Source organism: Roseicyclus persicicus (assembly GCF_012395815.1).
Taxonomy (GTDB): Bacteria; Pseudomonadota; Alphaproteobacteria; order Rhodobacterales; family Rhodobacteraceae; genus Roseicyclus; species Roseicyclus persicicus.
The window spans coordinates 323,303-333,017 of the sequence record NZ_JAAZQQ010000004.1 but is presented as its reverse complement, the minus strand read 5'-3'; the positions used below and the strand labels follow the sequence as shown (position 1 = coordinate 333,017).

General features: G+C 70.3%; 7 protein-coding genes and 1 tRNA gene. 7 read left to right on the top strand and 1 reads right to left on the bottom strand.

The window, feature by feature from the left end:
* Nucleotides 1-119: 119 nt before the first annotated feature.
* Nucleotides 120-1,100: a LacI family DNA-binding transcriptional regulator gene (locus HCU73_RS13770; protein WP_168624032.1), complete on the bottom strand. Its 981-nt coding sequence runs from the start codon at nt 1,098-1,100 to the stop codon at nt 120-122.
* Between the two features lie 155 nt (nt 1,101-1,255).
* On the opposite strand from HCU73_RS13770, the gene HCU73_RS13765 reads away from it, so the two are divergent.
* From HCU73_RS13765 to HCU73_RS13735, 7 genes are all read left to right on the top strand, one after another.
* Nucleotides 1,256-1,332 (top strand) — tRNA-Arg (locus HCU73_RS13765).
* Between the two features lie 175 nt (nt 1,333-1,507).
* Entirely contained in the window at nt 1,508-3,925 is a 2,418-nt protein-coding gene (locus tag HCU73_RS13760) for a sulfatase-like hydrolase/transferase (RefSeq protein ID WP_210730643.1), read from the top strand.
* Nucleotides 3,926-4,105: 180 nt separating this feature from the next.
* The gene (locus HCU73_RS13755) at nt 4,106-5,137 is read left to right on the top strand and encodes a UDP-glucuronic acid decarboxylase family protein (RefSeq protein ID WP_168624030.1); all 1,032 of its coding nucleotides are present in this window, start codon (nt 4,106-4,108) and stop codon (nt 5,135-5,137) included.
* Nucleotides 5,138-5,141: 4 nt separating this feature from the next.
* Nucleotides 5,142-6,140, top strand: a complete 999-nt coding sequence (gene galE / locus HCU73_RS13750; protein WP_168624029.1) for a UDP-glucose 4-epimerase GalE — start codon at nt 5,142-5,144, stop codon at nt 6,138-6,140.
* Nucleotides 6,124-8,007 (top strand): glycosyltransferase family 2 protein, encoded by a 1,884-nt coding sequence (locus tag HCU73_RS13745; protein WP_168624028.1) that lies wholly within the window; start codon nt 6,124-6,126, stop codon nt 8,005-8,007. Before galE ends, HCU73_RS13745 begins: the two co-directional genes overlap by 17 nt.
* A complete protein-coding gene (locus HCU73_RS13740) occupies nt 8,004-8,894 on the top strand; it encodes a glycoside hydrolase family 26 protein (protein ID WP_168624027.1) in 891 nt (296 codons plus the stop codon). The genes HCU73_RS13745 and HCU73_RS13740 overlap by 4 nt, the downstream gene beginning before the upstream one ends.
* 548 nt (nt 8,895-9,442) lie before the next feature.
* Nucleotides 9,443-9,700, top strand: coding sequence for a hypothetical protein (locus HCU73_RS13735; protein WP_168624026.1), 258 nt, complete (start codon nt 9,443-9,445; stop codon nt 9,698-9,700).
* Nucleotides 9,701-9,715: the final 15 nt, after the last annotated feature.

Sequence of the window (9,715 nt, the reverse complement as noted above, 5' to 3'; positions counted from 1 at the left end):
CCGGGCCCATTCCGCGTCGCTCATCCAGTAGTGCCCCTTGCCCATGATCCCCCTCCCGGATGGTCGCGGACACTGAATCACCACAGGAGATACTTGGGAATCCCTATTGAGTACGGAGCCTAGCGGATGGTGTCGCCCGGCAGGAACTGCGGCTCCAGCGTCAGGATCTCGTCGGTCAGGGCATTGGCGGCGACGAGTTCCGCGGCGCGGCGGCCGATCTCGTGGCGCTGGCTGTCCATGGTGGCGATGCGCATCGGCAACCCGTCCAGCACCTCGAAGGAGTTGAACCCGGCGAGTCCGATCTGCCCCGGGATGCTCATGCCCTTTTCCAGACAGTAGAGCAGCCCGCCGGCCGCGTTGATGTCGCTGTTGTAGTAGAGGAAATCGAGGTCGGGCGTGCGCGTCAGGATCTCGGCGGTCATGCCCCGGCCGGTGCCGAAGCCCGAGGCGCCGGCATAGAGGCAGGTGTCGGCCAGCGACAGACCCGCCTCAGCCAGCCCCTGCTCGAAGCCCTGCCGCCGCTTCTGCGCGCGGTGGTCGGCGATGGAGGACGACCCGCAATAGCCGATCCTCCGGTAGCCGCGGGCGGCGATCTCCTGCGCCATCTGGCGGCCGGCCTCGATGTGGCTGATGCCGACGCAGGCGGCGACCGGGTCGCCGTCGACGTCCATCACCTCGACCACGGGAATGCCGGCGTTGGCCATCATCGCGCGGGCGGCCTCGTTGTGCTCGAGGCCGGCGACGATCAGGCCCGAGGGGCGCCAGCTGAGCATCTCGTAGATGACCTTCTCCTCCAGCGCGTCGTCGTATTTCGACGTCCCGATGACGGGCTGGAGCGGCGTCTCGTCGAGCACCTCGCCGATGCCGGCCAGCACGTCGGGGAACACCATGTTGGACAGGGACGGGATGATGACGCCCACCAGGTTCACCCGGTTCGAGGCCAGCGCGCCCGCGATCTTGTTGGGCACGTAGCCCAGCTTGCGCGCGGCGGAATAGACCCGGTCGCGGGTCTGGGCCGAAACGTCGCCGCGGTTGCGCAACACCCGGCTGACCGTCATCTCGGACACGCCCGCGGCCTCGGCCACGTCGCGGAGCGTCATCTGCGGTTTGCCGTCGAAAGGGTTGCGTCCGCGCAAGAAATCGGTCCTTCAGGCTGGGCCCCTGAGCTTTTGGTAGGGGATGCCCGGGGCGCCTGCAAGCGCCGCGCGAATTGCGGGTTGCCCGGGGGCGGCGAATGCCCGAGAAGGACACCGGCGGCCCCGTGGCTCAAATGGATAGAGCAATCCCCTCCTAAGGGATAGGTTGCAGGTTCGAATCCTGCCGGGGTCACCAGGCGCATCCCTTGGCGATCCCGACGCGCCCCGCCCACCCCCGAGCCAGCCGTTGCCGCCCGCCGGGCCGATGATCCGCGTCAATGCAGGGGGCACGTCCGCTCCGCTATCCTCCCCGCTTGGGAACATGTGCCGGGGGCAGCCGTTGGCGTTTGCCCGGCATGGGGGAGGCATCTGTGGACCAGTACCTGGCAGCTTGGCGCGCCTGTCGTGCGCAGCGGGAACGGATGCTGGCCGCGGCCGTCCTCCTGGTGCTGGCCGCCGTGGCGTGCCGCTGGGCGATCCTGGGCGAGAATGTCCCGCCGGCGGGGCCGGTCACGCGGCTGGCCTGGCTGCTGACGGCGGTCCAGGCGGATGTGCTGGTGGTGGGGGCTCTGCTCCTTGTGGGCGTTCTGGTGGCGCCGGCGCTGCCCGCGGGCTGGGCCCGCCAGGTCTGGGGCGCGGTCTGGATGGCGCTGGCGCTGGTGCTGCTGATGACCGGCTTCGCCAACATCTTCGCGGTCGAGATCCTGGGCGGCCCGGTCACGCGCGACTGGATCCGCTATTCCGACATCGGCAACACCGACGTGATCCTCGATTCGGTGCTGTTTCTCGCCACCCCGTCCCGGCTGGGGCTGCTGGCGGCGGGCGTGGCGGTGTTTGTCCTGGGCGCCCGCGCGCTGCCCGCGCTGGTCCCCTCGCCCGAGGCGCGGCGGATGGTGCCGGTGGTAGGGCTGGCGCTCGTGACGCTGCCGGTCTTCGTGCCGGCGGACAGGCTCGGGGTGCCCGAGGGGCGGCTGGCCAACCCTGTGCTGGCGCTGGCGCTGTCCTACCTCGACCCGGGCGGCTTTCCCCTTGGCGAGGTCGCGGGGGACACCGCGCCGCGCGACCCGCCGGACATGGGCCGCGCCGACCTGATCCCGCGCCCCGAGCTGCCCGACGGCGCCATCCGCAACGTCGTCGTCATCGCGATCGACGCGGTGTCCACGCGCTACATCGAGGGCTTCGGGGGCGAGTACCCGATCACCCCGAACATCCGGCGCTACCAGGCGCAGGGGATGACCTTCGACAACGCCTACGCCCATGTGCCCGCGTCGAACTATTTCCTCGTGACGCTGCTGGCGGGCATGGTGCCCGAGCTGACGCCCGACAGCATGACCTACGCCTACGAGGCGCTGGAGCTGCCCACGCTGTCGGGGGCGCTGGCGGCGCGGGGCTACCGGACCGGCTTCTTCAACTCCAGCGACAACCGCTTCCAGAATACCGAGACCTTCGTCCGGCAGGCCGGGTTCGGGCTGGTGCGCGACTACCGAGACTGGGACTGCGACCAGGGCGTCTACGAGACCGAGGGCTTCGCGGACAGCTTCCTGAACACCTCGAACGACCACTGCACGGTCGACGCGATCACCGGCTGGATCGCCGAGGCGCCCGATGACCCGTTCTTCGTCGTGATGCGGACGGGCATGTCGCATTACCCCTACTACCCGGGCGAGAACCCGCAGCGCTTCGTCGAGGACGACACGCTGAACAACTACCTCAACGCGATCCGGGTCAGCGACGCGGCCTTCGGGCAGCTGATGGGCTGGCTGGAGGCCGAGGGGCTGGCCGACGAGACGCTGGTGATCGTGCTGGGCGACCACGGCGAGGCCTTCGGCGAGCACGGCACCCACGGCCACGCCTCGGGCATCTACGAGGAAAACGTGCACGTGCCGCTCCTGTTCGTGAACCCGGTGGCCTTTTCCGGCGAACGGGTGGCGCAGATCGTGGGGCTGTCCGAACTGGCGCCGACGATGGCGGACCTTCTGGGCCTGCCGCCCTCGCCGCGGTGGCAGGCGCGCAGCGTCTTTGCCCCGGGCCGCTCCGACGGGGTGATGCTGTTCTCGCCGTGGAACGGGTTCCTCATCGGGTTCCGGCAGGGCGACCGGAAGTTCATCTACAACGGCAACACCGACGAAAGCTGGCTGTTCGACTTGGCCGCGGACCCGGGCGAGACCGTGAACCTGGTGGCCGACGACCCCGAGGCCGACGCCGCCGCCCGGCAGCTGGTGGCCGACTGGGTGGCCTATCACACCGGCTGGGTCGCGCGGGTGATCGGGGGGCAGGTCACGCCCACCAGCGCCGCGCCCGTGCCCGAGGGCCCGGGCGAATTGGTCCTCTGGGCCACCGGCACCTACTACGAGACGCCGCCGGAGGCCGACATCTACCTCGACGGGGCCTACCTCGGGCGGGCCACCGTCTCGCAGGCGCCGTCGAACGCGGGGGGCGCCGTGCCGGCGGAGCAGGTCGTGGCCGCCGTCGCCGGCTTCCGGTTCGACATCCCCGAGATCCGCTGCGCCACCCGGGTCGAGATCCGGTTCCTGAACGACGCCTGGGCGGGCGAGGGCCAGACCGGCGACACCGACTTCTACATCGCCGGGCTGGAGGTCGCCGGGCAGGGCTACGCACCCGCCCAGGTGCGGCCCCTGACCGAACGCGCCGGCGGCCTGCGCGACGGCTACTTCGTGCTGTGGCGCAACGGCGCCGCGGCGCTCGACCTCTACGTGCCGCCCGAGTGCGTCACCGAGCGCCTCGCGGCGGGGGCGCCGGCCGACGCCGAGGGGGTGCCTGGGGAGTGACCGGATTGACTGATTGTCGGTCAGTAAATTTGACAGAATCAAATATGGTGACAAGTTGTGGAAAACTGATAAACTCCTGAAATTCAAGGGAAGGCATTGCCAACTTCCGGGGGGGAGGGGCGGGCGCGACCAAGCACCCGATCATCTGTCACCCGCGCCGGAGGGCAACGGGGGAACATGATGAACAGAACCACAGACGTGGAGTTCACCACAAGACTGCGGGCCGTGCCGACGCAAGGCGCGGCCGGTCGGACCGTGCTGATCGCCGGGGGGGCGGGCTTTCTCGGCTCGCACCTGTGCCGCCAGCACATCGACCTGGGCGCGCGGGTGCTGTGCGTCGACAACCTGTCGACCGGGCGCATGGCCAACATCGCCCTTCTGCTGGATCACCCCAGCTTCCGGTTCCTGCGCCACGACATCGTGACGCCCTTCGATCCGGGCGAGCCGGTGCATTTCATCTTCAACATGGCGAGCCCCGCCTCGCCGCCGAAATACCAGATCGACCCGATCGCCACCTTCGAGACCAACGTCATCGGCTCGGAGAACCTGCTCAAGCTGGCCGAGCGGACGGGCGCGCGCATCCTGCAGGCCTCCACCTCGGAGGTCTACGGCGAGCCCGAGGTCACGCCGCAGGCCGAGGGCTACCGCGGCAACGTGCAGACCATGGGGCCGCGCGCCTGCTACGACGAGGGCAAGCGCGCCGCCGAGACGCTGTTCTACGAGTTCCACGCCCGGCGCGGCGTCGACATCCGGGTGGCGCGGATCTTCAACACCTACGGGCCCAACATGGACCCCGACGACGGGCGCGTGGTGTCAAACTTCATCGTGCAGGCCCTGTCGGGCGAGGACCTGACGATCTACGGCGACGGCTCGCAGACGCGGTCCTTCTGCTATGTCGACGACCTCGTCGCGGGGCTGATGACGCTGATGTACCACGACGAGGGCGACATCGACCGCCCGGTCAACCTGGGCAATCCCGGCGAGTTCACGGTGCGCGAGCTGGCCGAGATGGTGCTGAAGGTCACGGGCAGCCGCTCGGGCCTCGTCTCCCGCGACCTGCCGGCCGACGATCCGACCCAGCGCCGGCCCGACATCGACCGCGCCCGCAAGCTCTTGGGCTGGGTGCCCAAGGTGCCCCTGCGCGAGGGGCTGGCGCTGACCGCCCCCTATTTCGCGGCCGAGCTGAAGCGCAACGCCCACGTGGGGAGTTGAGGCCATGGCCGCGCCCGCCGTCCTCGTCACCGGAGGTGCCGGCTTTGTGGGCAGCCACGCCTGCAAGGCGCTGGCCGCGGCGGGCTACCTGCCGGTCACGGTCGACAACCTCAGCACCGGCCATGCCGACGCGGTGAAATGGGGGCCGCTGGAGCGGGTCGATGTGCGCGACCGCGCCGGGGTCGAGGCGGCGCTGCGCCGCCACGGGGCGCAGGCGGTGATGCATTTCGCCGCCTTCGCGGTGGTGGCCGAATCGGTCGCGCATCCCGACCGCTACTATGACAACAACGTGGGCGGGCTGATCGCGCTGCTGGCCGCGATGCGGGCCGCGGGCGTCGGCCGGCTGGTGTTCTCGTCGAGCTGCGCGACCTACGGCGTCCCGCCCCAGCTGCCGATCCGCGAGGACAGCCCGCAGGCACCGATCAACCCCTACGGGCGCACCAAGCTGATGGGCGAGCAGATGATCCGCGACCATGCGGCGGCCTTCGGGCTGCGGTTCGCGCTCCTGCGCTACTTCAACGCCGCGGGCGCGGACCCCGGCGGCGAGCTGTCGGAACGGCACGACCCCGAGACGCGGTTGATCCCGCTGGCGCTGATGGCGGCGGCGGGGACGCATCCGGCGCTCAAGGTCTACGGCACCGACTACGCCACGCCAGACGGCACCTGCATCCGCGACTACATCCACGTGGCCGACCTGGCCGAGGCGCATCTGCGGGCGCTGCGGCACCTGGAGGCGGGGGGCGAGGATCTGGCCCTCAACCTCGGCACCGGGCAGGGGCGGTCGATCCGCGAGGTCTGCGCCGCCGTCGCACGCCTCACCGGCAAGACCGTGCCAGTGGAGGACGCCCCGCGCCGGCCGGGCGACCCGCCCGAGCTGGTGGCCGACCCCTCCGAGGCCGCGCGCCTCCTGCGGTTCCGCGCGCGGATGTCGGACCTCGACAGCATCGTCCGGGATGCGGCGCCGCATTTCGGGCTCGAGGTGCGCCATGGTTGCGATGCCTGACACGCTGCCGGGGTCCGTCGCGCCGCCGCTGCGGGCGCAGGCCGGACCGCCGCGTGCCACGCGCCGGCTTCTGACCGGGTGGGCGCGGGTGCGCTACGACGCGCTGGTCCTGTTCTGGGCGGCGGCGACGCTGTGGTTCTGGGACTGGTGGCTCGACCCCGCCCATATCCTGCCCGGCCCGCAATACTGGGTGGCGACGGTGGCCTTCGGGTGGCTCCTGTTCATGCAGGCGTACTTCGTGCTGATCTTCCGCCGCGCCGTGGTGCCCGCCGCCGACCCGCCGGATCCGGCCGTCACCCGCGTCGCCATGATCGTGACCAAGACGCCGTCCGAGCCCTTCGCCGTGGTGCGGCGCACGCTCGAGGCGATGCTGGCGCAGACCTATCCGCACGACACCTGGCTCGCCGACGAGGACCCGCAGCCCGAGACCATCGCCTGGTGCGCGGCCCATGGCGTGCGCATCTCCACCCGCAAGGACCGGCCCGACTACCACAGGGCCACCTGGCCCCGGCGGACCCGCTGCAAAGAGGGCAACCTTGCCTTCTTCTACGACCATTTCGGCTACGACCGGTACGACTTCGTCTCGCAGCTCGACGCCGACCACGTGCCGAGCCCCACCTACCTGGCCGAGATGCTGCGCGGCTTTGCCGACCCCGCCGTGGGCTATGTCAGCGCGCCGTCGATCTGCGCCGCCAATTCCTCCATCAGCTGGGCCGCGCGGACGCGGCTGCACACCGAGGCGGGGTTTCACGGCATCTTCCAGGCGGGCTATGCCGCGGTGCTGGCGCCGATGTGCATCGGGTCGCACTACGCCGTCCGCACCCGCGCGCTGCGCGAGGTGGGGGGGCTGGGCCCCGAGCTGGCCGAGGACCATTCCACCTCGCTTCTGCTGAACGCGGGCGGCTGGCGGGGGGTGCACGCACTCGACGCCATCGCGGTGGGCGACGGGCCGGCCACCATCGCCGACCTCTGCACGCAGGAATTCCAGTGGTCGCGCAGCCTGCTGTCGCTGCTCCTGTCGCACACGGCGCGTTACCTGCCGACGCTGCCGCCGCGGCTGAAGTTCCAGTTCGTGTTCTGCCAGATGTGGTACCCGCTTTTCGCGGTGTTCATGCTGGTGCTCTACCTCATGCCGATCGCCGCGGTGGTGTTCGACATGCGCTATGCCGACGTCACCTACCCGGCCTTCCTGGTCCACGCGATCTGGCCCGCGGTCGCCGTCACCCTGATGGCCTACACGATCCGGGCCGACGGGCATTTCCGGCCCCGCGACGCCAAGGTGCTGGGCTGGGAAAAGGCGCTGTTCCTCGCGATCCAGTGGCCCTGGGTGCTGTGGGGCTGCGCCATGGCGGTGCGCGACCGGCTGGCCGGCGGCTTCGTCGATTTCCGCATCACCCCCAAGGGCGAGGCGGCCGAGGCCGTGCTGCCGCTCCGGGTGGTGGCGCCCTACGCGGCCCTGGCGCTGGGCTGCATCCTGCCCGTGCTGCTGGTCGACGAGGTCGACGAGGCGCTGGGCTTCTACTTCCTCACGTTGCTGAACGGCTCGATCTACGCCGTCATCACGCTTGTCATCGTCATCCGGCACCTGCGGGACAACCACGTCCCGCCGGGCCGCGCCGTGGCGACCCTTCCCCTCCAGATCCTCGCCGTGCCGGTGCTGTCCGTGCTGGTGGTCTGGGCCCTCGTGTTCCGCGGGCCCGAGAGCATCCTCGCGCTCAGCGTCGGTTTGGTGGACGCCGATCTCGTGACCTACGAATACGTGGTTTCGGGCGCCGGCATGGGGGGCAACGACAATGTCAGGTTCCGATGGGATCCGGAATTCTGGCGCAACCTTCTGGGCCACACAGGGGAGGAGGATATCCCATGACCCTCAACTCACGAAAAAGGCTGTTCCCGGCCGTGCTTGCCGGGTCGCTCCTGTGGACGGCCGCAGGCCTCGCGGCGCCCCCCGGCACCCTGCCCTTCGGCGTCTACGACCCCTACGGCGCGTTCAGCGACGATCCGGATGTCAGCATCGAGCACCTGTTCCTGCCCTGGCAGGACGTCTACCTGCCCTCGCTGGCCGAGGCCGACGCCTATGCGAGCGAACGGGGGCGGTCGGTGCTGGTGACGATCGAGCCCTGGACCTGGACGCGCGACGAGCGCAACCGGCCCGAGGTGCTGATCGCCGGCATCCAGGCCGGCGACTTCGACGGCAACATGGCCACGATCTGCGGCATCCTCGGCGGCTTCCAGAGCGCGGTGACCGTGCGCTGGGCGCACGAGATGGAGGACCGCTCGGGCCAGTTCATCTGGGCCGGCTGGACGCCCGAGACCTACATCGCCGCCTACCGGCGCATGGTCGACGTCTGCCGGGCCGAGGCGCCCGAGGTCGATTTCATGTGGTCGCCGCTGGGGCTGGACCGGTTCGAGGAGTATTACCCCGGCGACGACTACGTCGACGTGGTGGGCCTGTCGGTGTTCGGCCTGCAGCCCTGGGAACAGCGCGTGCTGGGCGGGGAGCGCAGCTTCCGCGAGATCCTCGAGCCGCGCTACGAGCGGGCGCTGCAGTTCGGCCGGCCGATCGTGGTGGCCGAGCTCGGCTATGTCGGCGACCAGGCCTATGTCGACCGCTGGACCGACGACGTCCGGCAGGACATCGAGGGGATGCCGGCGCTGGTCGCGGTGATCTACTTCAACCAGACCGAGGTCTATCCCTGGCCCGACGGGTTCGGCCTGCCGGACTGGCGGATCGGGTTCAACGTGCTCGACTGAGTCCCCCGGACCGGGCATTCGGCGGGCATCGGCAGGATTTCGCCGATGCCGCCGCGCCGCCCCGGCGCGGAATACGGGCGATTGTAAAGCAATGACTTGGTAAACAATCGGCAGGTCCCTCGCGGCCTGCGCGACCGGAGCCTCGCGCTCCGGGCGGCGGGATTTCCGCCCATCCCCTCGGCAAGAAGCGGACAGACCTGCGCGCGGCCCTAGCTCCGTGCTAGGCTGAGGCATCGGCAATGAGCGTGCAGCGGTGAAAACCGACTGTGCCGGTCGAGGTAGGACCGAGAGGGACAGGCATGAGAGCAGGCACCGCCTGCGCGCTGCTGCGCGCATCCGGTAGGGTGACTCAACACCCGACTGTTTCCAGATCATCATCAATGCGCGGCAGACAGCCGCCGTCCGCCCTGTTCCCCACAGAGCCGCGACGGGGCCTCTGCCCCGGTTTTGCCGCCCTTTCGCCCGTGAAAGGGCGCCCCTCCCTGCTTGGCTTCAGGGGGGCTGCCGCCACCCGTGCCAGGCGCGCAGATCAACCGGAAAGGACTTCCATGACCCGCATCCTCCTTCTCGCCCTCGCCCTGGCCGCCGCGCCGATTGTCGCCGCCCCGGCAATGGCCGACACCGTGTCCAAGCCCGCCACGCCGCTGCAGACCACGACCTCGACCCGGTCGCCGGCCGCGGGCCTGAACCTGCTGGCCGCGCCCCGCGAGGGCGCCCCCGTCGTCCGCGTCAGCCGGATGGGCAGCGGCAGCTGGGTCTGCTCGCCCGCGGGCTTCGGGCAGCGCTCGCGCTGCTACCGCAACTGATCCGGGCACGGGGCG

Bases quoted from the DNA above. Each gene is read 5' to 3' on its own strand.
- HCU73_RS13740 (WP_168624027.1), top strand. From the start codon at position 8,004: ATGACCCTCAACTCACGAAAAAGGCTGTTCCCGGCCGTGCTTGCCGGG.
- galE (WP_168624029.1), top strand. From the start codon at position 5,142: ATGGCCGCGCCCGCCGTCCTCGTCACCGGAGGTGCCGGCTTTGTGGGC.
- HCU73_RS13755 (WP_168624030.1), top strand. From the start codon at position 4,106: ATGAACAGAACCACAGACGTGGAGTTCACCACAAGACTGCGGGCCGTG.
- HCU73_RS13770 (WP_168624032.1), bottom strand. From the start codon at position 1,100: ATGACGCTCCGCGACGTGGCCGAGGCCGCGGGCGTGTCCGAGATGACG.
- HCU73_RS13735 (WP_168624026.1), top strand. From the start codon at position 9,443: ATGACCCGCATCCTCCTTCTCGCCCTCGCCCTGGCCGCCGCGCCGATT.
- HCU73_RS13745 (WP_168624028.1), top strand. From the start codon at position 6,124: ATGGTTGCGATGCCTGACACGCTGCCGGGGTCCGTCGCGCCGCCGCTG.